The following is a 21,287-nucleotide window of genomic DNA, read 5'->3' as shown; positions in this document are numbered from 1 at the left end:
GGCAGCTAGTAAGCGTAGCATAAAAGGCACCAAGACGCAGTGCGCCCACCATTACAATGCCCTGCAAGATCGGCTACATGTTACCTATCGTTGGCTCGGATGTTGGCTGCCAGCGCCTGAGAGACCTGCGCTCCCGCCCTGCTTGCAGAGGAGCGCGCCATGGCTCGCTACTTTTTCAACATCATCGACGGCCAGTTTCTCGCGGATCACGAAGGTACCGAGTGCGCTTCGCTGGAGGAGGCTCGGGCCAAAGCCATTGAGACGGCTGGTACCATTTTGCGCGATGCCGGGCGGAGCCTTTGGGATGGCGCCGAGTGGCAGATGCTCGTCACGGACGAGGATCGCCGCACGCTGCTGAAGCTCCAATTCTCGGCCAAGGAGGCCGCGCAGAGCGGTTGAGACCACATTGAGGCAATGGAGGTGCCCCATGACATGGCCGGCTGCCTATGAACTGGCTCTCACGAAGCGCCATATCGCCGAAGAGGAGACGCTTCGGATCGCACAACTGATGCGCATTGCGGATCAGATCAGCCACGGTCGGGACGCCGCCGCGGCCGAGCAGGCGCTGCGAGACACCGAGCAACACCTCACGGCCTTGCGGGCGCGACGGGCTTCGTGCGTGGCTAGGCGGGGCTATTGATGTGACGAGCGTTGCGAAGTGCGAGCACGACTGAGGGCTCGCCGATCAAGTCGTCATGCCAGAGGCTGATCGGACCCGTTCGCGTCGAAGTCTGGGCCTTCGCGGTAGAGATGCAGGTAGTTGAGATTGAAGAGCGCGACGCGCTGAAGCGCCTCCAGATCCGGGATCGTCAGGCGCTTGCCGCGCAGCACGATCAGGCCGCTCGCGCGCAGCTCCTGCAGCACCCGGTTGACGTGCACGTTCGATAGGCCCGTCGCATCGCCCAGATCCACCTGCGTGACCGGCAGGAGGCAGCTGTCGCCCTCCGTCAGCCCGACCCCGCGCAGCCGGATGAACAGCTCGCACAGGAGGTGCCCGATCCGCTCCCGCCCGGTGCGCTGGCCGAGGTTGACCGTCCACTCGCGCTGGATGGCCGCCGTCACCAGCATCTCCCACCAGAGCGCCTGCGTGATGCGCGGGTGCTCCTCAGTCACGTGGAGGATCTGGTCGCGGTGGATCTCGGCGAGGCGCACTGGCGTGATGGTGCCGATCGAGTGGTCCATCTCGCGCAGCACGAAGACGTGCGGATCGCACAGGTCGCCGGGCAGGAAGAACGAGATGATCTGGCGCCGCCCGTCCTCCAGCTGCTTGTAGCGGCAGGCCCAGCCCTCCAGGATCAGGTTGACGTGCTCGGGCTCATCGCCCTCGCCGATGATGTCCTGGTGCGGGCCGAAGAGGCGCACCTTCCGGGCCGCAGCGTCCTCCAGCGCCCGCTTATCCGCCGGAGCGAGGCAGGCGAACTGCTCCAGCTTGCGGATGAGGTGCTGCGGCATGCCTGCCTCCGTGGCGCACCCGCGCACCGTAGCGGTTCGGATGCAACCAGAATTTCACACACGTGAATGCCAGTCATCATATGGCAGCAGACGATCGCATGTCCCTATGATCCAAAGAGCCTAAGTTGGATTTGTCCGGGAACAGCCTACCGAGCGCGAGTTGCCGATGCCCTGGTTTCACTTCCATTTGCGCACGCCAGCTGGTCTGGAGCGCGATGACATAGGGCTGGAGCTGATTGGGGTCGAGGCGGCCTACCTCGACGCCTGTCAGGCGATCTCCACCCTAACAATCGACCTGCTGGCGAAGAAGGTTGATCCGCGGCTCTGCAGTTTCGAGATCACCGACAGCGGGGGTCAGGTTCTGCTGGAGCTACCTTTCACGGAGATCCTCGACAAGGGCCACAGGCCGGCCCCCCCGGCTTTCCTCGCCCAACGGCGGAAGGTGATGGCCGAGATAGGACGAACTGCGCTCCGGGTCGAAAGTCTCGTCGAAGCTCTTGGCAAGGAGAGAATAGCTCTGCAGGCGAACCTCCGAACTACGCGCGAGCTTCTGGCTCGTGCTCGCGAGATCGGCACTCGTGCTTCCTGGCAGCGGCAGACTTGATCGGCAGGTGGTTTTGCGGAGCGCCAGCAGAACGCGCACCGAGATCAAATTAGACTTTTCACCGCTGAAACTCAGCGAGCGCACGAGACTGCCTGCACGCTCAGCGTCAGGCGATCTCCTGAGCGCTCAAGCGAAGAGGGCTCGTGAGATCTCCTGCGGGAGCACCGGTTTTGTACAAAGGGAAACATCGGCATAGGGGGCCGGGATCATGGTCTTCTCGTAGCCTGTGGCGAATACGAAGGGCACGCCGCGCGCCTGCAAGACATCGGCAACGGGGTAGACCATCTCGTCATGCAGGTTGATGTCGAGCACTGCGGCATCGATCTCGGGCGAAGCCGCAATCAGATCCAGCGCCTCCTGGACGCGCGACACAGGCCCCAGCACCTCTGCTCCGCTGTCCTCGAACTCGCGCTGCATGTCGGTGGCAATGAAGTAGTCGTCCTCGACCAGCAGCACGCGCCGCCCGGCCATTGCTGTGAGTTCAGACATCGAGGCTCCTGACGTTTTTGTCGCTCGGGCGAGCGATCTGGCACGTGTTGAGAGCAACTGCCTTCACGCAGGTTTTGCGAGCGGCAGGTCGATGGAGCAACGCAGCGTTGTCTCACCGAGCTCAAAGCTGGTCCTTGCCTTCAGTACGTAGGGTAGAGCCTGCTCGATCAGCTCGCGCCCATAACCGATCTGCTTCGGCATCGGGCCCTGCTCTTCGCGGGTCCGGCCAATCCCCTCCTCAACCCATTCCAGCGCAAGCCGTTCGCCCTCGCCATCCGCCCCATAGGTCCGCCACCTCACCGTGAGCTGCCCCAGCGCGCTGCTGAGCGCGCCGTACTTGCGCGCGTTGGTGGCGAGTTCATGCAGCGCGAGCGCGAACGTCTGCACGGTCGCCTTGCGCAAGCGCAGCGAAGGCCCCTCCAGAACAATGCGGTCCTGCATGCCAGCAGCACCCAGCGCGTCGAGTTCCGTCTCGATCAACATGCGGAGCGTGATCGGCTCCTGCTCCGAGCGGGAGAGCAGGCCCTGCACCCGTGAAAGAGCCGAGAGGCGATCGTCGAACTGCTCGCAGAAGGCCTCCGTCGGGCCGGTCTGCCTCATCGTCTGCTGCGCGATGGAACGCACCACACCCAGCAGGTTCCGGGTGCGGTGCTGCAGCTCGGATACCATCACCTTCTGCTCATCCTGCAGCCGGTGCAGGTCGTCGACGTCGGTCGAGGTGCCCTGCCACTCGATGACCTGGCCCGCCTCGTCGCGCATCGGCCTGCCGCGGGTGGCAAACCAGCGATAGCGCCTCTCCTCGACGTGGCAGGCCCGGAACTCGATGCTCAGAGCACCCGTCACCGTCGCTTCGAGCCACGCTGCCCGCGCCGCCTCACGGTCGTCGGGGTGAACAACCTCGAGCCAGCCATAGTCGCAGCTCTGCTCCTCCGTCAGCCCTGTGAAGGCGTACCATTGCGGGCTCGCCCACACGAAGCGCCCGTCATGCGTTGTCCGCCAGACCAGCTGCGGGATGCCCTCGATCAGGGTGCGCAGCCGTTCCTCGCTCTGCCGCAGGCCCTCCTCAGCCTGCCGGCGCTGCGTCACGTCGGAGGCCGAGCCGAACCACTCGGCGAGGTCGCCGTCGCTGTCGAAGAGTGGGATCGCGCGTGAGTGGATCCAGCCGACGGTTCCATCTACACGGCGTACCCGGTGCTCCAGGTCAAGCACCCCTCCCGTCCGCTTGGCTTCCTGGATCGCGGCGCGGACGCGGGCTTGGTCCTCGTGCGGGATGTTGCGGTCGAGCCAGCCCCCATTCGCCTCCCCGTTTGGCAGGAACCCGCCACCGGCAAGTTCACGCATCTCGTCCCAATCCGGGCTCATGCGATAGAGCACCTGGGAGCTCGCCTGCACTAAAGCACGCAGCTGCTGCTCGGAACGGCCGAGTGCCGCCTCCGTCCGGAGCCGCTCGGAGACGTCGATGAAGGTCACGACGGTCCCGTCTATCCGATCCTCGACGGTGCGGTAGGGCCGCAGCCGCATGACGTACCAGCGTCCGTGCGTGCTGCGGATCTCGCGCTCGACAGGCACCAGGTCCTGCAGCACCATCCGCACATCCTCCGCGATCGCATCGTAGGCGAGGCGGTGCGTGAAGTCGGTGATGACCCGGCCGATGTCGGTTCTCGCAACGTTGAAGATCTCGGCGATCGGCGGCGTGAACATCTTGATGCGCAGGTCCGGGTCGAGGAACAGCGTGCCGATCTCGGTGGCGGCCGTCAGGTTCTGAAGGTCGCTGTGCGCGACCGAGATGCTCTCAAGCTTGCTCTTCAGCTCGGCGTTGACGGTGTGCAATTCCTCGTTGATCGACTGCAGCTCCTCCTTCGAGGTCTCGAGCTCCTCCGCCGTCGAGCGGTACTCCTCGTTGATCGATTGCAGCTCCTCGTTGGCGGCCCGCAGATCCTGGATCGATGTTTCGTGCGCCGTGCGACTGACCACCAGGGCTTCTTGAGCAGCCTTGAGCTCCGCGTGCAGGCGGCGCACCTCGTCCGGTTGCAGGTCGGCTTCGCTCGCAGCCTCCTCGTCCACGAGGGCGGTGCCGCCGTCGAGGAAGAAGACAAGCGCCTGCGCACCCATGTGTGCTGCGCCCGGCACCGGCGCGACGTGCATGGCAACATGGCGCCTGTCCTGGTCGAACGCGACGGTCACCGGGTGCGTCAGCGTCGGCAGCTTCTGCTCGAGGGCGCGGGTCAGGGCGAGCTTGAGATCCAGACGCAGTTCGGGCCGCACGATCGCTGGCAAGAGGTTCGAGATCGGCCCGGCCGAATGCAGGATGAAGCGGCCGGCTCCGGGTGAGAGGTGCAGGATGTTCTGCCCGGCATCGACCAAGGCGCTCGCCGGCGCGCTGCGCTCCAGCGCCGCGACATGCAGGGCGGCCGGTAGCCCCTCGCGGACCTCGTCGTGCGCGATCCGTGCCGACGGCAGAGGTGATGCCGACACGACGAAGCGTTCGGGCGTGGCGAACTGCGGCAGGAGGGGCAGCGAGTGGTGGGCCTGCGGGAGAGCGCAGTAGATCCGCGCCTCCCGGTCGAGCGGCGTGAACAGATCGGCCGCCATGTCCGCGGTCTCGGCCGAGCCGAGGAACAGGAAGCGCCCCGGCTTGAGGCCGTAGTGGAAGATGGAGCAGACCTGCTGCTGCAGGACACGCTCAAGGTAGATCAGCAGGTTGCGGCAGGTGATGAGGTCGAGCCGCATGAAGGGCGGCTCCTTAAGTACGCTGTGCGCGGCGAACAGGACGCAGTCGCGGATCTCCTTGCGGATGTGGTAGTGCGTGCCCGCGTCGATAAAGAAGCGGGCGAGCCGCTCCTCCGAGACATCGACCTCGATCGAGCGCGGATAGCGGCCCTCCCGCGCGGTGGCGAGGGCTCCCTCATCGAGATCGGTCGCGAAGATCTGGATGGGAACGTAGACCTTCCGTCGCGCCGCCTCCTCGTGCAGCAGCATGGCGACGCTGTAGGCCTCCTCGCCGGTCGCGCAGCCCACCACCCAGACGCGGATCTCGCCGTTCTCCTCGTCCTCGAGGGCGTCGAAGAGCGGCTTGACCGTGTGGCGCGCCAGCGCCTCGAAGGCGTGAGGGTCCCGGAAGAACATCGTCACCGAGATCAGCAGGTCGGAGAAGAGCTCCTTGGCCTCCTCGGGCGTGTTGGCGAGGTAGGTGGCGTAGTCGGCGAGGCTCTCGACGCGGCAGACCTGCATGCGACGGATGACCCGACGCATGATCGTGGCGCGCTTGTAGTTGGAGAAGTCGTGGCCGGTGCGCTTGCGCAGGAAGCTGATGATGCGCCGCAGGTCGTTGGCGGCGCCGTCCATGTCGAGCGAGCGCACGGCCTCCTTGCTGTGAGCCACTTCGCTCAGGCGCTCGGTCAGACGCGCGATGGGTGCGATGAAGTCGGCACACCCCGTGGCGATCGCATTCTGCGGCATGGACGAGAAGCCGGCCTCGGCCGGCTCCTGGACCATGACGACGCCGCCGGCCTCCTTGACTGCGCGCACGCCCACCGCGCCGTCCGCGCCCGCACCCGACAGCACGATGGCGACGCCGTCGCCGCGGGCGGCGGCGATGGATCGGAAGAACATGTCGATGGGCGCGCGCCGCCCGCGCGGCTCGGTGAAGGGGCGGGCCGTGACGCTGTCGCCGTCGATGACGAGCTCGCGATCGGGCGGGATGACGTAGATGCAATTGGGCTTGAGCGTTGGCCCGTCCTCGATCTGATGCACCGGCATCTTGGTGCAGACGGAGAGGACCTCGCTCAGGGCGCTCGGCTGGTCGGGGGCGAGGTGGAGGATGACGACGTAGGCGAGGCCGAGCTCGGGTGAGACCTGGCGAAACAGGCTCTGGAGAGCTCCCACCCCACCGGCCGAGGCGCCGATGGCGCAGACCGGCACGAACTTCTGCGAGGGCAGCGGGTGGTGCTCGGTCTCTTGAGGCATCGCAGACGGTTCTCCACCCAGGTTTCCTCTTACCGTGGCACCGGTCCGTGTCCACTGGAGAAGACCTGCCAAGTCGGAGGTGCGGTCCGAGCGAGCCTGCCATCGCCGAACGCTAGACGCGGCGGTGCACCTTGTTCTCCCCAGATCGCTATGCAGTCTGGCACAGCGGGCAAGCGGAGGTTGCAGACACTGATGGAACATCGAATGCTGCAATCTCGTCAAAAGATCCGCTGTTACGCCGTGAGCGTTCTCTCCTGGGAGCAGTCGTGACGAGCTGCTTCGCAGCACTCCGGCACATGTAGAAGGTCCGCTTCATCCCGTGGCTTGCTTGGAAGCCGCCATTCCGCCTTCGGCCAGTTTCTGTCGTTTGAGACCGCTGCATCGAACTGCCCGGAAGCGGACGTCGCCAGCATCCACAGCGGGTCGACAGAGGCCGATTACGATGTCGACCTCGCCGGGTCGCTGGGCCGCATGCTGCCGTTCTTTACCCAGCCCTTCATCGGCAGAGACAAGATCAATTTGACGCCCGACAGCGGGCGGGCTCCCCACCGGCGACCTCATGCATCTCTGGTCGATCGCAAACCTGCTCATTCGGGACGTTCCGCAAGGATCGGGATCAGCGCTCGCTGCTCGGACCAGCTCAGCGGCAGCTCGCGACACAGGCGTGCGGCTCCGTATCCGGCTGGAAGCCGTCCCTCGACAGCGGCCTGAACAAGATCCGGCGCGAGCGCTGCCAGGGGCAACAACATCCGCACGGATCGCTCGCTGCACCCCTGCCGTTGCGCAATCTCCGACGCATCCGCCGCGCTGCCGTTGCTCAAGGCCGCCGTCCACGCCCGTGCCTGGGCGATCGACACGAGCAGCTTCCGGCGCACGTCCTCCGGCATCGGCGGACGCTGCAATGTCTTTCGGTCTCGAGCCACCGGCACCCTCGTGGCACGATGGCACGTGCGCGGTGTCGGCGACCACGGCGCGATCAGGCATCGATCGGTCGCAGGCACCTCTGCGCCCTTGCCGCTGTCGTCTCGAGACAGGCTGATGCGGATCTCACCATCCGCCAGCACGACGCGCTCGACGAGCGCCATCAGCGCCTTTTCGCTCTCGTCCAAATGCCGTCGCGGCTCAGAAGGATCGGGGCTCATGGATGAGGCGCCACAAAAGGCCTCAGCGAGCGGCCGATTACCCCTCATCCGGCGGAGGGCAGCGACGACGGCCTGCTCGAGTTCGGGCGCCGCCACGCGCAGCCGGCCGCTCGGCTCGTTCGCGCGGCCATGACCCTTGGCGCGGCCCTGCAGCAGCGCCTGCGAGACGTAGTAGCGGTACTGCACGCCGCCCTTCTGCGTGTAGGTCGGGCTCATGGCGTTGCCGTGCGCATCGCACAAGCGGCCGCCGAGCAGCGCCTCGGAGGCCATGCGCTGCCGTCGTCGCACCCGCGTCTGCTCAGCGAGCCGAGCCGCCACGGCCTCGAACAGCCCTCGCTCCACGATCGCCGCGTGCTGGCCGGGATAGGAGCGGCCGCGATGCGTGATCTCGCCGAGATACACGCGGGCACTCAGGAGCTTGTAGAGGTGGCCGCGCGCGAACACGCCGCCCCGCACCCGGCCGCCGGTGGCACTGCGCCTGTCCGGCGCGTGCAGGCCGTCCCGCTCGAGGGCCGAGGCGAGGGCGACGACGCTGCCGCAGGCGAGATAGCGCTCGAAGATCAGCCGCACGAGTGCGGCGTGCTCGGGCACGATCTGCAGGGTCCTGTTCTCGACACGGTAGCCGAGCGGCACCACACCTCCCATCCAGATGCCCTTCTGCTTGGAGGCCGCGATCTTGTCGCGGATGCGCTCGGCCGTGACCTCCCGCTCGAACTGCGCGAATGACAAGAGCACGTTGAGGGTCAGCCGGCCCATGCTGGTCGTGGTGTTGAAGGCCTGCGTCACCGACACGAATGAGACGCCGTGCTGGTCGAACAGCTCGACGAGCTTGGCAAAGTCCGACAGAGCGCGGGTGAGCCGGTCGACCTTGTAGACCACGATCACGTCGACCCGACCCGCCTGTACCTCGACGAGCAGTCGCTGCAAGGCTGGCCGCTGCAGGCTCCCGCCGGAGTAGCCGCCGTCGTCGTAAGCCTCGGGCAGCAGCCGCCAGCCCTCGTGCGCCTGGCTCTTGATGTAGGCCTCTGCCGCCTCGCGCTGGTTGTCGAGGGAGTTGAACGCCTGCTCGAGACCCTGCTCGGTCGACTTGCGGGTGTAGATCGCGCAGCGCAGGAGCTTGGGTGCGGGGGAGCCCTTCATGGTCACTCTCCTCCGGCAGACACGGCAGGTTTGTCGCGCAAGCCGAAGAAGCGCGGTCCGTTCCAGCGCGTGCCGGTGATCGCGCGGGCCACCTCGGACAGGCTGGCGTAGGCCGTGCCGTCCCAGAGGTAGCCCGCCTCGGCCACCGTGACCCGGTGCAGCCTCCCGGCATGCTCCCGCAACAGCTGCGTGCCGGGTCGGAGCCGCCGCTCCTTCGGGTCCGCGAGCACGGTGTTGATGTCGTCCCCGCGCGCGAGGCGGTCGAGCAGGCGTGCGGTGTCGCGTGAGAGGCCGCCGTAGGCGCGAGCCTGCATCTCGTAAGCGAGAAGCCGCGCCAGCAGCTCGCGACGCAGGCTCGGCGGGGCAGGGCGGCGGGTGAGCTTGCGCCAGCGTAGGCGCAGCTCGTCGAGCTCGAGGCCGGGCAGATCGGCGAGGTCCTGCTCGAGCGGGTCGGGCGCCGGATCAGCCGTGCGCGACGGCGTCAGCTGTCCAGGCTGAGGAAGGCCGTTCATGGCCAAGCCCTCAGCGCGGAGCGACACGGTAAAGGCTCACCCCATCGCCCGCGCGCTTGTCACGAGAGAGGACGTACCCCTTGTGGCGCAACCCCGTGAGCGCGGCCCGCACCGTGTGCGACTGCCAGCCCGTCGCGGCAGCCAGGGCGGCGAGATCCGCACCGTCCTCCCGCCGCAAGAGGGCTAGCAGGCGGGCAACCTTGGTCCAGGCTGCCGGCTCGGCTGGAGCGGGCGCAGGCTCGGACTGGCCCTGACCGATCGCGTCCGGAGTGGCCTCGCCATCGCTGATATCGGCAATGGCGATCAGTCCGCCCGCGGTAAGCCGAAGCCCGATGAGATCCTCGGACGAGCCGCCCTGCCACGCCGGCTGCTCGGCGCCGACAGGCACTCTCTCGGCAAGGCCCAGCGCCACGAGCCGCTCCGCCATGAGCTGGCGGGCGCGATCGCGAACCTGCGACGGCGGGGTCAGAAGACGATCGGCACGCTGCCGGGCGGCGATGAGCAGATCACGTTGGGCTGGGGTGAGGGCAGGGGATTGGTGCATGGAGGGCCTCGCTCGGGACAGCCCATGTTGGGTCTGCCACGACCCTGAGCCCCGCCGCCAGGAGCAGGGGGCATGCACGTCATCCGCCTCTCAGCTGATCCGATCAGGCTAACGAACTGACCTCGGAAGTGGTCGGCTCTGCCAAGGCGGCGGGTGTGAGGGCCGACGCGCGAGGCTCAGCGGCCGGGCGCGCTCGTCTCGCTCCGGCACTCTGCGGACCGCTCCAGGCGACCGATCAGGCATGCCGCCGCGTGCAGCGTCCCGGCCTCGCTCAGCGGCACGTCGAGATCCATGGCGATGCGCAAGCCCTCGCGTTCGGCGCCGCCCTCGGCACAGGCCAGAGCGGCCTTGGCGACGGCCGCCGCCTCGGCGAGGCGCAGGCTGATCTCGGCGAGGCAGGCGGTGATGCTCAGACCCGGGCGGCTCATGCGATCTCTCAGTTCAACGACCTGATGGCCCGTGCACACACGCTCCGTTCGCGGCCGCAGTCCAGTCCGATCTGCGGCTACCGAGCTCTCGCTGCGAGCTTATGCCGTGCTGTCGTCGGGGACGCGTGCCGCGTCAGTCCTTCGGCGTCTCGAGCAGAGCCGTGACGAGATCGCGCGGGTCGAAGCCGATCGCCTCGGCCAGATCGAGAAGCTCGATCAGGTCGACCCGGCGTTGGCCGCTCTCGATGTCGCTGACAAAAGGCTGATGCCGGCCAAGCCGCTCGGCCACCTCGGACTGCTTCAGGCCGGCCTCCATGCGGAAGGCAACGATGAGCTCCGCCAGGCGCTGGTGGCGAGAAGAGCGCAGGGAGCGGGGCATGACGGGCCGGGCAGGAGAGGTCCGGCAGGCCCAGTAGCGACCGCGTGGGTTGATCCAAAAAATAGATATCTGGATTTCGGATAATCTGCTGGACTGTCGGACGCGTCCGAGCGAGCCCTGCATACCCCGGCGGCTCAGCGCCGGGCGCTCCAGGTCCGCACGCCATGAACATTCACACCGCCATCCCAGGTCGCCTCAACCCCACGCACGCGCGCTTCATCCGCCTCGGACCAGGAGGCACCTGGGCAAGGGCGTGCATCGACCAGGGCGAGATCCGCTTCGGCAGCCCCGAGGAGCCGCACGAGCTTTGTCTCGCCGGCGATTGGCAGGGCGCGCGCGAGGCGCTGATCGGGCAGGGCGGCAAGTCGCCCGGCGAGGCGAGCCAAAGCCTGCGCGAGCTCCGCGAGTTCTACACTCTGCCGACCGATGCCTGCCTCTGGATCACCTTCTTCGAGGGGCGCCTGTGGTGGGCCTTAGCCGAAGCGGCTATCGAGCGCGTGGCGGCGGGCGAGGGCGGCGTCGTGCTGCGGCGGACGCGCGACGGCTGGCACGATACAAGCCTGACGGGTGTATCGCTCACCGCGACCAGCCTCAGCAGCCGGCTGACCCAGGTCCAGGCCTATCAGCGCACGATCTGCAAGGTCACGGCGGCCGACTACCTCGTGCGCAAGATCAACGGGATCGAGGAGCCGGCCGTGCTGCGGGCGCGGGTGGTGCGCGCCGAGATGATCGCGGCCGCCGAGGCGCTGATCGCGGGCCTGCACTGGGCCGACTTCGAGGTCCTGGCCGATCTGTTGCTGGCGCGTTCGGGCTGGCAGCGCGCGTCCGATCTTGGCAAGACCCAGGCCGACATCGACCTGATCATCGAGCAGCCGGCCACAGGCGAGCGCGGCTTCGTGCAGGTGAAGTCGCGGGCGACCCAGAGCGTCCTCGACGCCTCGGTCGCCGCCTATCGGGAGAGCGGATCCTACGCGCGAATGTTCTTTGTCTGCCACTCGCCGATCGGGACCCTCAGCGCCGTCGAGCCGGACGTGCATCTGCTGATCGGCAGCGATCTTGCCCGCCGCAGCGTCGATGCCGGCCTGCTCGACTGGCTGATCGAGCGCGCCGGCTAGGCTGATCGACGATCCTGGATGGGAATGACCACGGACCGTGACGCGGAGGCCGGCGCCGCCTCTGCGCCACGGTCGCGCCCAGCGGCATCAATCGTCGTCGTCGAAGCTTCGGATGCGAGGGCCGCGATCGAGCCCCTCGCGGGTCCAGTTCAGGAACTGCGAGACGCTGTCGACCTGGTCATCATGGCGCCCGTGCGGAAAAGCGCGAAGCTCCGCCTCGAACTCGCCGAGCCACGGAGCTGTCCGCGGCATCACCACCCGTCCGGCCTCGAAAGCGAGCGTGGCCGCGTGCGCCCGTGTGACCTTGTCGCCCTCGGGCTGGATCGGGATCGCGAAGATACCGTCGGAGACGAGATCCTGGATCAGGTTCTCGCCGGACGCCTTGTCCTCGATCAGCAAGGCCTCGGGCCGGTAGCGCGCGTGCAGCCGGATGACCGCGCGGCGCAGATCCGGGTAGTTCAGGCGAGCCCGGAACACGTCGAGGAGGTAGAAGGCGCCCCGACGCGCAAGCCAGGTCGTCGCGACAGACGCGTCGTTGAGCTCGCCCGCCTTGGTGGCGGTGTCCCAGCTCGTCACAACCATGTCGCCGGGCTCGTCGCCGAGTTCTCCCTCATAGCGCTTGATCCAGGCGGGATCGAACATGTTGCCGCCCGGCGGTACTGGCGCCTGCTGGTACTGCGCGGCGAAGTCGAAGGCGCCGAGGTTACGCTTGAACTCGTCGAGCACCGATTGCGGATTGCGCTCGGGCTGCAAGAGTTCACCGATGCGGCGACGGTGAACGCGGCCGCGGCCGATCGGGATGTCCTCGTCGATCTCGGCGATGGCCGGAAGGTTGAGGTGGGTCCAGCCGCCCTGCTCAAGGAGGTGCCCGGCCAAGTCATCGACGTGCAGGCGCTGCATCACGAGGATCATCGCGCCCTTGGTCTGGAGATCGAGGCGTGAGTGCACGGTGCGATCGAACCACTCGTTCACGTTCGTGCGCACCGTCTCGGACATCGCTTCCGCCGGCTTGATTGGGTCGTCGATGATGATGATGTTGCCGCCGCGGCCGGTCAGCACGCCGCCGACGGAGGTGGAGAGGCGAAAGCCCCCGCGGGTCGTCTCGAACTCGGCTTCCGTGTTCTTGGAGCGGCTGATCGCTGTCCCGGGGAAGGCGCTCTTGTACCAGGGCGCGCTCATCACGGTGCGGCACTGGTTGGCGTGCTTGACGGCCAGATCCTGAGCGTAGCTCAGGCAGATAATGCGCTGGGTCGGATCGCGTCCCAAGAGCCAGGCCGGGAACGCGACCGAGGCGCTGATCGACTTGAGGCTGCGCGGTGCGACCGTGATCAGAAGCCGGCGGATGCGGCCGCGCGCGACTTCCTCCAGATGGTGAGCGTAGGCCTCAAGGTGCCAGTTCGGCAGGTAGGTGTCCGGCACCACGGTCTTGAAGGCTTGGCGCGTGAACGCGCCGAGGTGCTCGCGCAGGAGCAGGTTGAGGGCGTCGCGCGGGTTCATCGCGGCACCTCCGCCTCGGCTTCCGCGGGGGCGCCGTCGTCCGCGCTCTCCGCCTTCAGCCCAGCGAAGAACTCTTGGAGCAGAGCCTGCTCGTCAGCCGACAAGGGCAGCTGCGCCACCGGCTCTGGACCGTCCTCCACCTCCATCAGCCCGGCGCGCTGGATGTAGGGGGCGAGCGCACTCAGCGCCCGCATCTCGCCTTTGGCAGCTCTGGCGAGCGACTGGCGGACGATGAGGGCGAAGACCGGAACGTTGCGCCGCTTGCCTCCCTCGACGATCGAGACGGAGCGAAACAACTCCTCTCCGAGGATGGCCTTCACGTTGCGGGCGCCCTTGCTGCGGCCCTTCGGATTGCCGGACTGGCCCGGCTTGAAGCGGGTGTGCCGGGGCGGCTTGCCGTAGCCGACCTCGTAGTCGCCCGGCGGCTTAGCCTCACGCGGCATGGTCGACCTCCCCGCGCTCGTCATTCGCCGCCCGCTCGGCCGCCCGCTCCGCGGCTACCTCGGCAAAGCTCTGGCCCGTCGCGGCGAGGCGGGCGCTCTGCCCTGTCGCCTCCTGGTATCGGCGCAGGGCGACGTCGACGTAGGCCGGGTCGAGCTCGATGCCGCGGGCACGCCGCCGCGTGCGCTCGGCGGCCAGGATCGTCGTACCCGAGCCGCAGAACGGATCGAGGACGATCTCGCCGCGGTCCGAGACGTCGCGCAGCGCATCGGTCACGAGGGCGACGGGCTTGACGGTTGGGTGCGCGGCGAGCTCGGTGGATCGGTGCCGGTGGAAGGTGTTCTGGCCCGGGTAGTCCCAGACGTTGGTGCGGTTGCGCCCGTGGCGCCCGAGCTCGACGTTGTTGCGGTGCTGACCGCGGCCGCTCTTGAACACGAAGACGAGTTCGTGCTTCGAGCGGTAGAGGCCGCCCATGCCGCCGTTGTCCTTGTTCCAGACACAGAGGTTCTTCAGCTCGTAGCGCCCATCCGCGGCTGCCAGGATCTCGCGCATGTGGCGCCAGTCCATGCACTGGAAGTGGATGGAGCCGTCGAGGCTGTAGGCGGTGAGATGCGTGAAGGTTGTACGCAGGAACTCGGTGAAGGCCGCCGTGCTCATCTCGCCCGAGGCCATGGCGAACTCGCGGTGCCGGACCTTACCGTGCCCCGAGACATGCCCCTGAATCGGCACGTTGTAGGGCGGATCGGCGAACACCACCGACGCGCGCTCCTCGCGCATCAGCGCGGCGTAGGAGCCGGCCTCCAGCGAGGACCCGCAGTAGAGGCGGTGCGGCCCGAGCAGCCAGAGGTCTCCCGGTTGGCTGACCGCGGGGCCGGGTTCGAGATCCGGGACATCCTCCTCCGGCTCTGAGACACCATCGTCCAGGATGGCGTCGATCTCGGGCACGGAGAAGCCGGTCAGGTCGAGGTCGAAGTCGACGCTGTCGAGCTCCTCGATCTGGATCTTGAGGAGGTCGCGGTCCCACGCTGCCAACTCAGCGAGCTTGTTGTCGGCGAGCATGTAGGCCTGACGCTGAGCAGGCGTGAGATGATCGACCTGGATGGTCGGCAGCTCGGTGAGCCCGAGTTGGCGTGCAGCGGCGTAGCGGCCATGGCCGGCCAGGATCTGGCCGTCGGCATCGATCACCACGGGGTTGATGAAGCCGAACTGCTCGATCGAGGCGGCGATCAGGCGAAGCTGTTTTGGGGGATGGGTGCGGGCGTTGCCGGGATCGCCACGCAGGCTACTCAAGGGTCGGAGCGTGATGCGCTCGGAAATATGGGGAGAGACCAGCGTGCTGGTGTTCGCGATCGGCTCGAGTGGAGTCTTCTTCCTCACGTTCGTGTTCCATGACCAACTCGCCGCTGGCAGGCGTAACAACAATCGCTCCGCGGGTGCGGCACACGATTCGAGCAAGCATCTGCTCGTCGCAACATCGTCGCTGCGGAGAACTCCTCAGCAATCGATCCCTGTGCACGGTATAAGGACCGACACACGAGGCGGCCGACGGGTCGACTTGCTCGTTTGCTACGGATAGAGCGCGTACATCATGGACAAAGCGCCTGCAACGGTCAGTGATTTGCCAAGCGTTTGCGGACATTAAGAAAGTTACTGTTTCGAGGACAGGTCAGCAGCTGAGTGGAGGGCGAAGCAGGAGAGTGCGTCAATTTGCGCGGTCTGAGGTCCGCTTGCTCATCGGCAAGCAGAACCGTCGGCAGACCTCGATCCGACCTCTTCGGAATTTTCTTACGTGGTAAATGGGCACCGCTCCGCCTCCGTTTCATCCGGAGCCTCTGGCGGACGAGACCAGCGTGACTTCGCGATCCTGGGGCGGTGCCACAACACTGAGTGGTGAAGAGCGGCCGTCAAGCTGCTCGAACGCCTCTTCGGCGGGCAGTCTGATCGAGTGGTCCTGAGCGACCGATGATGGCCGGAAGCCGCTCGTCTGCTTTGGAGCTCAATCTGCCGGTAAGCGGACATCGTGCCGTACTCGAGGCGGGCGCCGTCAGTCATGCCTCAGCATGTCGTGGATCTGCACATCGTGCTGTACGCCGTGGGTCGCGGGCATACACGCCGCCGCAACGGTCACAGCTCCGGGCGCACGCGAGACAGGATTGTCGTGGTGCGAGCGGGTCGGCAGCGCCTGGGCGGTGGCGACGAACGCGACTAGGACCACAAGCCGGAAAGCCACGAGACTCAAGAGGGTTTCGGAGACATTCATGGCGCACTCCATCACTGCGGATGCCTGAGCCCAGGATGCGGAGCCTGACGCATGGAGCACAATGCGGAAGATTCAAGGGTAGCCTTCGTCTGAAACGAAGCCCGAAGGGCCAGCCGGGGCAGGGGAACACTATGCGGTTTGATCTGAACGACCTGCGTTGTTTCTTCACATCCTGGAGCGCGAGAGCATCCAGTGCCATCACTGTGACGTGACCAGCTGGCTTTGGACCGAGCTGATTCCGAGGCTCAGCCCGGACCGAAGGAGCTGAGATGAGGAGAGGACAAAGGCCGAGTGCGGAGCGGGTGGTGCTGACGCTGCGCCAGATCGAGGTGCAGACAGCCCAAGGCAAGAGCATCGCGGTTGCCTGCAAAGAGGCTGGCATCCGCGAGCAGAGCAACCACGACGAGTGCCTACGCCAGGAGATCTTCTACTCGCTGGAGGCACAGGCTGTGATCGGGCTTCGGCAAACCCCACCTTTTCTGCCGGCGCCAATTGCCGGCAAGTACGATTTTTGCAGGTGTGTGGGGGGACTATCGGAAATTCCGTGTGTGGGCGGCGAGTTGAACATCAGGCTGCCATGGCCCGGGTGAAGCGCTCACCGAAGATGACGGCGAACTGCGCCTTGGCCATGATCCACTCACGCGGGCCCATCTTCCACGCCTTCTCGGAGCGGTTCAAGACGAGGTAGAGCAGCTTCAGCGCAGCCTCGTCGGTCGGGAAGTGACCCCGGGCGCGCACAGCCCGACGCAGCGTGGCGTTCAGAGCCTCGATGGCATTTGTGGTGTAGAGGATCCGGCGCACCTCGCCGGGGAAGGCGTAGAACGGCACCACCTCGCTCCAGGCTCGCCGCCAGCTCTGGGCGATGGCCGGATAGCGCCGGCCCCACTCGCCCGCCTCGAAGGCAGCCAAGGCCGCCTCGCCGGCCGTGGCGTCGAGCGCGCGGTAGATGTCCTTCAGCGCGGCCGCCACGAGCTTACGGTCCTTGTAGGAGACGAAGTCGAGGCTGTGACGCAGCAGGTGGACGATGCAGGTCTGGACCGTTGCCTCTGGAAACACCGATCGGATCGCGTCGGGGAAGCCCTTCAGCCCGTCGACCACGGCCAAGAGCACGTCCTCGACACCGCGGTTCCTCAACTCGTTCATGACCCGCAACCAGAACTTGGCGCCCTCGTTCTGCTCCAGCCACAGGCCGAGGATCTCCTTGGAGCCGTCGGCGCGCACGCCGAGCGCGATGTGGACGGCCTTGTTGCGGACCAGGCCCTCGTCGCGCACCTTGATCCGCAGGGCGTCGAAGAACACGATCGGGTAGACCGGCTCCAGCGGCCGGGCCTGCCAGGCGGCGACCTCCTCCAGCACCGCGTCGGTCACCGCGCTGATCAGGTCGGGCGAGACCTCGATCCCGTAGAGCTCGCGCAGGTGCCCGACGATCTCCCGGGTGCTCATGCCGCGGGCGTACATCGACACGATCTTGTCGTCGAAGCCCGGAAAGCGGCGCTGATAGCGGGCGATCAGCTGCGGGTCGAACGTCGCCTGCCGATCACGCGGGATCGAAAGCTCGATCCGGCCGGTCTCCGTGGTCACGGTCTTGCGGCCATAGCCGTTGCGGCTGTTGCCGGCGTCCTCGCCCGCCAGATGATGGTCCATCTCGGCGTTGAGCGCCCGCTCGGCCAGGGCCTTCTTCAGCGCGTCTAGCAAGCCGTCGGCCTCGAACGCCGTCTTGGGATCGGCGCCGGCCAGCAACTGGTCCAGGAGCGCGTCAGGGATGTGCGGAGCTTTCCGTCGTGCCATCGGGGACCTCCTTCGGGTCCACTATGGCCGCCCAACACGAAATTCCTGACAGTCCCGTGTGTGGGACAAGAGAACGAGGAAGGAGTTCTTTATGTCTGATACCGCTGAAGCATCAAGCAGCAACCACCTCGACCTGACGGTCGACATCGTCTCCGCCTACCTATCCAACAATCATGCATCCGCGGGCGATCTTCCCGGCCTCATTGCGAGCGTGCATGCTGCCGTGACAGGCCTGAGCCAGAGTGCTCCACCCAGTGAGCCGGAGATCAAGCTGACGCCGGCGCAGATCAAGAGATCGATCACGCCGGAGGCGCTGATCAGCTTCGAGGATGGCAAGCCCTACAAGACGCTGCGCCGGCATCTCACAATCCGCGGCCTCACACCCGAGAGCTACCGGGAGAAGTGGGGCCTGCCGCGCGACTACCCGATCGTGTCGGTCTCCTACTCGGAGGCGCGCTCCTCGCTTGCCAAGAGTCTCGGGCTTGGCCAGCAGCGCCGCAAACCCGCAAACAAGGTCGCAGCAGCGGTCGAGAAGGTCACCGAGCCGGCACTGGCGGCCGATGCCATGAAGAGACGAGGCACCCGCAAGAAGGCGGCCGAGACGCCGACCAAGCCGCGCAGCCGGCGCAAGGCTGCCGAGCCGGCTCTCGCGGAGTAGGATGCTGGCCGGCAGGCGCTTTGCGCCTGCCGGCTCCGCTACGGGACCGAGTGAGTGATGCGTTGGGAAGTTGCACCGGTCGACACCGGCCCTGATCCGCAAACTGGTCAGCTGGTCTACTTGGTTTCGGCTCAGTCCGACGGCTTCGCCGAATGGCTCTCGCTGACCGTCATGGTTGAGGACGCCGGGGGACAACTGGAGAACGAGGCAGCTGCGCTCGCAAGAGCCGCTGAGTTTGCCCGTCGTTTCGCCGCGGAGGCGAGCAGCTCACAACAAGCGCGGGGGTCGGCTTCAGTCCGAGGCGCGGACTGCGCCGGAGAAGCTCCACGTGAGGCAGCTCACGCAACCCACGCGTCGAAGAATCGTTCTCTGGTCTCTCACAGAGCTCAGGAGGCAGGCATGACGGATCGTGTGACACGCGCCGAAGCTGCGGCAGTCCTCGGCAATGTTGATGAGCAGGTGCTCGTCGATGTGATCGCGACGGGAGCGACCAAGGCGGAGGTCGCGGAAGCATTCGCCTGGGTCGAAAACGACGAAGCCATGCTGAATGAAGGCCGGGCGATGCCGGGCGGCCGCGCAGCTCAGGTGGTCGTCATCCTGCAGGCGCAGGTCGAGAGCGAGGCAATTGAGCCATAGAGGGCAGATGAGGCCTGCTGGCAAAGGACGGCTAAACACACCGCATGCAAGCTCACGCCCGCAGCCAATGGGCAAATGCAACTGCAGCCTCACGGCTCGCGGGGCTTCTCATGTCCTGATTAGCGCTCGCAGCTAGGCCGTCTTATTGTATGCCCCTTCAACCCTAAGGAGGCCGCATCTTCTACTTCAGCCCCGCTTGCATCGGCCAAGTGGGGCTCTTTGGTGAGCCTCGCATCTCATATCTGCGAAGGCTACAGGTGCTCCTGAGCTGGGACTATCAGCACCTGAATCCGATATAGCCTCACCGGCTTAGATTCATCCTCCACACTACGGGGCAAGGCTGCTCATTTATCCGCTACTCTTCGCCGCGCAGCCTCACGGGGCTTTCGCGCTGGGGTTGAGACGCGACACGGGTAAGCACGTCTCTCAGCTTGGTCAGACGCTGCTCGTCGGGGCGCCCCAGAAGTGCAGACCGCTCGACTGGGGGCCGGCTCCTTAAGTGCAACCGAGGCAAATGTCCTTCATGATCACGCTGTTTTCCTGCAGCCGCTTGATGCGCCGATCCAAGTCACGCGTGTTGACGCGATCGGACGTGCCAGAACGCGGGCTCATTCGGATAGCAGGCAAGGTGCTGTAAGTCGCAGTGAGCGACCTCGGCTTCTGAAGATCGCCAGCCCGGTGAATTGGCTGCGCCCAAACAGTGCTTGAGGCACCGAAGACAAGCAGGGCAATAGCTGCAGCAAATAGTCTTGCAAGCATACCAACCTCCATCTTGCGCTCTATCCTGACGCGGAGATTTGGTGAGCCTCTCGCTCTGTCCAAGAATCTGCTCGAGCTAACAATTCCCGGGCGCGTAGGCTGTGTGCCGATTAGCACATGACCTGCGCTGCTAGCTTTGAAGGTAACCAGCCAGCAGGGCTGGTGCCGCTCAGCACAATGATGATCGTAGCCGCCCTCGCGCTGGTACCTCGACGGCGTGTTCGTCTGGTTGGCGGCAGGCAAATGTACCTGTGGCGAGCTGTCGATGCAGAGGGCAAGGTGGCGGACATACTACTCCAGCCTAAGCGGGACAGGTGGCGTGGCTCAGATGCTGGTACACAAGCTACTGAGGAAGCAGAGCATAGCATCCGACGCTTGGGTAACGGACAGACGCTCGGCCTGCCGTGCTGGGCTTCGTGAGATGAAGCTGACCGGACGGCTCGTCTGGGGCGAGTAAGTACACAACCGAGCAGAGTACTCGCACGTGGCAGTGCGACAACGAGAATGGAAGCAGCGGACTTTCAAATCGCTGGCCTCAGCCCAGCGCCTTTTGTCGATGCATGCAGCTACCTACAACCTTCACCGTTCTCTTGACCTTGTCTCAGCTCGCACGCACCGCCTCTTCCGAGCCGAGGCATTCGCGACGCGGAAGGCGGCCGTCGTGGCTGGATAATATGAGGCAAGACACCCTTCATCGCGGCCATTCATGGCAACAGGACAAAGCCGTCCCAGGCTGACTGAAGGGACGGCAGCAAAAGGGCTGCCCGAAGGCAGCCCTCGTTGCGAATGGTGGGGGCTCAGAAATCCATACCGCCCATGCCCCCCATGCCACCGCCCGGCATCGGGGGAGGCGCGTCCTTCTTCGGAGCGTCGGCAACCATCGCCTCGGTGGTGACGAGGAGGCCGGCGACCGAGGCCGCATCCTGCAGAGCCGCACGCACGACCTTCACTGGATCGACGATGCCGGCCTGAACTAGGTCGACGTATTGCTCCGTCTGGGCGTCGAAGCCGAAAGTCGCCGAGGTGTTCTCGGTGATCTTCCCCACGACGATCGAACCCTCAACGCCAGCATTCTCAGCGATCTGACGGACCGGAGCCTCAAGCGCCTTGAGGACAATGTTGATCCCCGCCTGCACATCGGGATTGTCGCTCTTCAGCCCCTGCGCGGCAGCTCTGGCGCGCAGCAGGGCCGTGCCGCCACCGGGGACGATGCCTTCCTCGACCGCCGCACGAGTGGCATGCATCGCGTCATCAACACGGTCCTTCTTCTCCTTGACCTCGACCTCGGTCGAACCACCGACGCGGATCACCGCGACGCCGCCCGCGAGCTTGGCCAGACGCTCCTGCAGCTTCTCGCGGTCGTAGTCCGAGGTGGTCTCCTCGATCTGCGCCTTGATCTGCGCAATCCGGCCGTCAATGTCGGCCTTCGATCCCGCTCCGTCGACGATCGTGGTGTTCTCCTTCTCGATGCGGACGC

At 66.1% G+C, this 21,287-nt stretch carries 20 protein-coding genes and 2 pseudogenes; 8 read left to right on the top strand and 14 right to left on the bottom strand.

The window, feature by feature from the left end; translation table 11 throughout:
• Positions 1 to 159: 159 nt before the first annotated feature.
• Both MOX02_RS23295 and MOX02_RS23290 read left to right on the top strand, forming a co-directional pair.
• Complete coding sequence (locus MOX02_RS23295) at positions 160 to 399, top strand: DUF6894 family protein (RefSeq protein ID WP_147028215.1); 240 nt, start codon at positions 160 to 162, stop codon at positions 397 to 399.
• Between the two features lie 28 nt (positions 400 to 427).
• Positions 428 to 640 carry a hypothetical protein gene (locus MOX02_RS23290; protein ID WP_147028214.1) on the top strand — a complete coding sequence of 71 codons (213 nt, stop codon included), beginning with the start codon at positions 428 to 430 and terminating at the stop codon, positions 638 to 640.
• A gap of 53 nt (positions 641 to 693) precedes the next feature.
• Here the strand turns inward: MOX02_RS23290 and MOX02_RS23285 are convergent, their stop codons facing one another.
• The gene (locus MOX02_RS23285; RefSeq protein WP_147028213.1) at positions 694 to 1,452 is read right to left on the bottom strand and encodes a Crp/Fnr family transcriptional regulator; all 759 of its coding nucleotides are present in this window, start codon (positions 1,450 to 1,452) and stop codon (positions 694 to 696) included.
• A gap of 166 nt (positions 1,453 to 1,618) precedes the next feature.
• On the opposite strand from MOX02_RS23285, the gene MOX02_RS23280 reads away from it, so the two are divergent.
• Positions 1,619 to 2,056, top strand: coding sequence for a DUF6894 family protein (locus MOX02_RS23280; protein WP_147028212.1), 438 nt, complete (start codon positions 1,619 to 1,621; stop codon positions 2,054 to 2,056).
• Between the two features lie 126 nt (positions 2,057 to 2,182).
• Here the strand turns inward: MOX02_RS23280 and MOX02_RS23275 are convergent, their stop codons facing one another.
• The 7 genes from MOX02_RS23275 to MOX02_RS23245 form a co-directional block, all read right to left on the bottom strand.
• On the bottom strand, positions 2,183 to 2,545 hold the full coding sequence (locus MOX02_RS23275) for a response regulator (protein ID WP_147028211.1): 363 nt from the start codon (positions 2,543 to 2,545) through the stop codon (positions 2,183 to 2,185).
• A 63-nt stretch (positions 2,546 to 2,608) separates the two neighbouring features.
• On the bottom strand, positions 2,609 to 6,511 hold the full coding sequence (locus MOX02_RS23270) for a chemotaxis protein CheB (RefSeq protein WP_147028210.1): 3,903 nt from the start codon (positions 6,509 to 6,511) through the stop codon (positions 2,609 to 2,611).
• Between the two features lie 587 nt (positions 6,512 to 7,098).
• Complete coding sequence (locus MOX02_RS23265; protein WP_147028209.1) at positions 7,099 to 8,793, bottom strand: recombinase family protein; 1,695 nt, start codon at positions 8,791 to 8,793, stop codon at positions 7,099 to 7,101.
• A 2-nt stretch (positions 8,794 to 8,795) separates the two neighbouring features.
• Positions 8,796 to 9,305 (bottom strand): DUF2924 domain-containing protein, encoded by a 510-nt coding sequence (locus tag MOX02_RS23260; RefSeq protein WP_147028208.1) that lies wholly within the window; start codon positions 9,303 to 9,305, stop codon positions 8,796 to 8,798.
• A gap of 10 nt (positions 9,306 to 9,315) precedes the next feature.
• Complete coding sequence (locus MOX02_RS23255) at positions 9,316 to 9,849, bottom strand: DUF3489 domain-containing protein (RefSeq protein WP_147028207.1); 534 nt, start codon at positions 9,847 to 9,849, stop codon at positions 9,316 to 9,318.
• A gap of 176 nt (positions 9,850 to 10,025) precedes the next feature.
• Complete coding sequence (locus MOX02_RS23250; protein WP_147028206.1) at positions 10,026 to 10,277, bottom strand: hypothetical protein; 252 nt, start codon at positions 10,275 to 10,277, stop codon at positions 10,026 to 10,028.
• Positions 10,278 to 10,410: 133 nt separating this feature from the next.
• The gene (locus MOX02_RS23245) at positions 10,411 to 10,779 is read right to left on the bottom strand and encodes a helix-turn-helix domain-containing protein (protein ID WP_238179365.1); all 369 of its coding nucleotides are present in this window, start codon (positions 10,777 to 10,779) and stop codon (positions 10,411 to 10,413) included.
• A 41-nt stretch (positions 10,780 to 10,820) separates the two neighbouring features.
• Between MOX02_RS23245 and MOX02_RS23240 the strand changes: the two genes are divergently transcribed.
• A complete protein-coding gene (locus MOX02_RS23240) occupies positions 10,821 to 11,771 on the top strand; it encodes a restriction endonuclease (RefSeq protein WP_147028205.1) in 951 nt (316 codons plus the stop codon).
• 87 nt (positions 11,772 to 11,858) lie between these two features.
• Here MOX02_RS23240 and terL read toward each other — a convergent pair whose 3' ends face one another.
• The 4 genes from terL to MOX02_RS23220 form a co-directional block, all read right to left on the bottom strand.
• Positions 11,859 to 13,268 carry a phage terminase large subunit gene (gene terL / locus MOX02_RS23235; RefSeq protein ID WP_147028204.1) on the bottom strand — a complete coding sequence of 470 codons (1,410 nt, stop codon included), beginning with the start codon at positions 13,266 to 13,268 and terminating at the stop codon, positions 11,859 to 11,861.
• The gene (locus MOX02_RS23230) at positions 13,265 to 13,711 is read right to left on the bottom strand and encodes a DUF5681 domain-containing protein (protein ID WP_147028203.1); all 447 of its coding nucleotides are present in this window, start codon (positions 13,709 to 13,711) and stop codon (positions 13,265 to 13,267) included. Before MOX02_RS23230 ends, terL begins: the two co-directional genes overlap by 4 nt.
• Positions 13,701 to 15,086 (bottom strand): site-specific DNA-methyltransferase, encoded by a 1,386-nt coding sequence (locus MOX02_RS23225; RefSeq protein WP_488803290.1) that lies wholly within the window; start codon positions 15,084 to 15,086, stop codon positions 13,701 to 13,703. Before MOX02_RS23225 ends, MOX02_RS23230 begins: the two co-directional genes overlap by 11 nt.
• 667 nt (positions 15,087 to 15,753) lie before the next feature.
• Entirely contained in the window at positions 15,754 to 15,969 is a 216-nt protein-coding gene (locus MOX02_RS23220; RefSeq protein WP_147028202.1) for a hypothetical protein, read from the bottom strand.
• A 269-nt stretch (positions 15,970 to 16,238) separates the two neighbouring features.
• Between MOX02_RS23220 and MOX02_RS23215 the strand changes: the two are divergent.
• Positions 16,239 to 16,364: pseudogene (locus tag MOX02_RS23215) on the top strand (IS3 family transposase); the annotation flags it as partial.
• A 172-nt stretch (positions 16,365 to 16,536) separates the two neighbouring features.
• Here MOX02_RS23215 and MOX02_RS23210 read toward each other — a convergent pair.
• Entirely contained in the window at positions 16,537 to 17,757 is a 1,221-nt protein-coding gene (locus MOX02_RS23210; protein WP_147028201.1) for an IS256 family transposase, read from the bottom strand.
• Positions 17,758 to 17,848: 91 nt separating this feature from the next.
• On the opposite strand from MOX02_RS23210, the gene MOX02_RS23205 reads away from it, so the two are divergent.
• The 3 genes and pseudogenes from MOX02_RS23205 to MOX02_RS32365 form a co-directional block, all read left to right on the top strand.
• A complete protein-coding gene (locus tag MOX02_RS23205; protein WP_147028220.1) occupies positions 17,849 to 18,415 on the top strand; it encodes a Ros/MucR family transcriptional regulator in 567 nt (188 codons plus the stop codon).
• A gap of 399 nt (positions 18,416 to 18,814) precedes the next feature.
• The gene (locus MOX02_RS23200) at positions 18,815 to 19,051 is read left to right on the top strand and encodes a hypothetical protein (protein WP_147028200.1); all 237 of its coding nucleotides are present in this window, start codon (positions 18,815 to 18,817) and stop codon (positions 19,049 to 19,051) included.
• Between the two features lie 949 nt (positions 19,052 to 20,000).
• A pseudogene (locus MOX02_RS32365) lies at positions 20,001 to 20,483 on the top strand (DDE-type integrase/transposase/recombinase); the annotation flags it as partial.
• A 124-nt stretch (positions 20,484 to 20,607) separates the two neighbouring features.
• Here MOX02_RS32365 and MOX02_RS23195 read toward each other — a convergent pair.
• On the bottom strand, positions 20,608 to 21,287 hold a 680-nt coding region (locus tag MOX02_RS23195; RefSeq protein ID WP_280525350.1), incomplete at its 5' end, for a TCP-1/cpn60 chaperonin family protein.

Source organism: Methylobacterium oxalidis, from assembly GCF_007992195.1.
Taxonomy (GTDB): Bacteria; Pseudomonadota; Alphaproteobacteria; order Rhizobiales; family Beijerinckiaceae; genus Methylobacterium; species Methylobacterium oxalidis.
This window is presented reverse-complemented; position numbering and strand designations above follow the sequence as displayed.

Excerpts from the sequence above, each read along its gene's own strand:
- MOX02_RS23295 (WP_147028215.1), top strand. The coding sequence starts at position 160 with ATGGCTCGCTACTTTTTCAACATCATCGACGGCCAGTTTCTCGCGGAT.
- MOX02_RS23290 (WP_147028214.1), top strand. The coding sequence starts at position 428 with ATGACATGGCCGGCTGCCTATGAACTGGCTCTCACGAAGCGCCATATC.
- MOX02_RS23285 (WP_147028213.1), bottom strand. The coding sequence starts at position 1,452 with ATGCCGCAGCACCTCATCCGCAAGCTGGAGCAGTTCGCCTGCCTCGCT.
- MOX02_RS23280 (WP_147028212.1), top strand. The coding sequence starts at position 1,619 with ATGCCCTGGTTTCACTTCCATTTGCGCACGCCAGCTGGTCTGGAGCGC.
- MOX02_RS23275 (WP_147028211.1), bottom strand. The coding sequence starts at position 2,545 with ATGTCTGAACTCACAGCAATGGCCGGGCGGCGCGTGCTGCTGGTCGAG.
- MOX02_RS23270 (WP_147028210.1), bottom strand. The coding sequence starts at position 6,511 with ATGCCTCAAGAGACCGAGCACCACCCGCTGCCCTCGCAGAAGTTCGTG.
- MOX02_RS23265 (WP_147028209.1), bottom strand. The coding sequence starts at position 8,793 with ATGAAGGGCTCCCCCGCACCCAAGCTCCTGCGCTGCGCGATCTACACC.
- MOX02_RS23260 (WP_147028208.1), bottom strand. The coding sequence starts at position 9,305 with ATGAACGGCCTTCCTCAGCCTGGACAGCTGACGCCGTCGCGCACGGCT.
- MOX02_RS23255 (WP_147028207.1), bottom strand. The coding sequence starts at position 9,849 with ATGCACCAATCCCCTGCCCTCACCCCAGCCCAACGTGATCTGCTCATC.
- MOX02_RS23250 (WP_147028206.1), bottom strand. The coding sequence starts at position 10,277 with ATGAGCCGCCCGGGTCTGAGCATCACCGCCTGCCTCGCCGAGATCAGC.
- MOX02_RS23245 (WP_238179365.1), bottom strand. The coding sequence starts at position 10,779 with ATGCAGGGCTCGCTCGGACGCGTCCGACAGTCCAGCAGATTATCCGAA.
- MOX02_RS23240 (WP_147028205.1), top strand. The coding sequence starts at position 10,821 with ATGAACATTCACACCGCCATCCCAGGTCGCCTCAACCCCACGCACGCG.
- terL (WP_147028204.1), bottom strand. The coding sequence starts at position 13,268 with ATGAACCCGCGCGACGCCCTCAACCTGCTCCTGCGCGAGCACCTCGGC.
- MOX02_RS23230 (WP_147028203.1), bottom strand. The coding sequence starts at position 13,711 with ATGCCGCGTGAGGCTAAGCCGCCGGGCGACTACGAGGTCGGCTACGGC.
- MOX02_RS23220 (WP_147028202.1), bottom strand. The coding sequence starts at position 15,969 with ATGAATGTCTCCGAAACCCTCTTGAGTCTCGTGGCTTTCCGGCTTGTG.
- MOX02_RS23210 (WP_147028201.1), bottom strand. The coding sequence starts at position 17,757 with ATGGCACGACGGAAAGCTCCGCACATCCCTGACGCGCTCCTGGACCAG.
- MOX02_RS23205 (WP_147028220.1), top strand. The coding sequence starts at position 17,849 with ATGTCTGATACCGCTGAAGCATCAAGCAGCAACCACCTCGACCTGACG.
- MOX02_RS23200 (WP_147028200.1), top strand. The coding sequence starts at position 18,815 with ATGACGGATCGTGTGACACGCGCCGAAGCTGCGGCAGTCCTCGGCAAT.